This is a genomic window from Dellaglioa sp. CoH-57-MRSF-16, from assembly GCF_056782055.1.
This window is the reverse complement of the sequence record NZ_JBXAXZ010000031.1, coordinates 1-596: the sequence shown is the minus strand read 5'-3', so window position 1 is coordinate 596 and position 596 is coordinate 1. Positions and strand designations below refer to the sequence as shown.

The window sequence follows — 596 nt, the reverse complement described above, 5'->3', positions numbered from 1 at the left end:
GAGTAATTGGGTGGCGTTCCAGAAGCGTGGAGTCCCGTCCGAATCACGTATGATGATCCCGGATGAGCAGCAAACTTGGATACGCCACGCAAATCAGGCACGTCTGGGCTGGGTTGATACGATGCTGGAGCGTGGCTACATTGAATACGAGGTGGAAGAATGAAGAAGATTGCGGCAATTGCGTTGATGGCGCTGGCGCTCGCGGGATGCACGCGTGAAGATCAGGCACGTAACACGCTGACCGGTGCTGGCTTCAAGGACATCAAGATCACGGGCTACGACTTCTTCGGCTGTTCGAAGGACGACACGTTCCATACGGGATTCACTGCGCGCAGCCCCAGCGGTCAATTCGTCGAGGGCGTTGTGTGTAGCGCCGTCTTCAAGGGTGCGACGATTCGCACGTATTAAGGGGAAGTTATGGTAGCTAAAGTGGAGTTTTCGCATGATATTCCCGAATGGGTTGCACCACGATGGCGCACGATCAGTGTAGACTACGAGTCCGGTGGCGATCTGACAAGAACCATTACGCTAGGGTTCTCATTTGATCCAGCCGACTGTCATGGTGAGGATTTGGCATTTGCTTTCCGAAAGGCAAT

At 54.0% G+C, this 596-nt stretch carries 1 protein-coding gene; it reads left to right on the top strand.

Going from position 1 to position 596, the window contains the following annotated elements; translation table 11 throughout:
* Positions 1-159 precede the first annotated feature (159 nt).
* Positions 160-408: a hypothetical protein gene (locus AC1RPH_RS07695; protein ID WP_281106402.1), complete on the top strand. Its 249-nt coding sequence runs from the start codon at positions 160-162 to the stop codon at positions 406-408.
* The last annotated feature ends 188 nt before the right edge of the window (positions 409-596 follow it).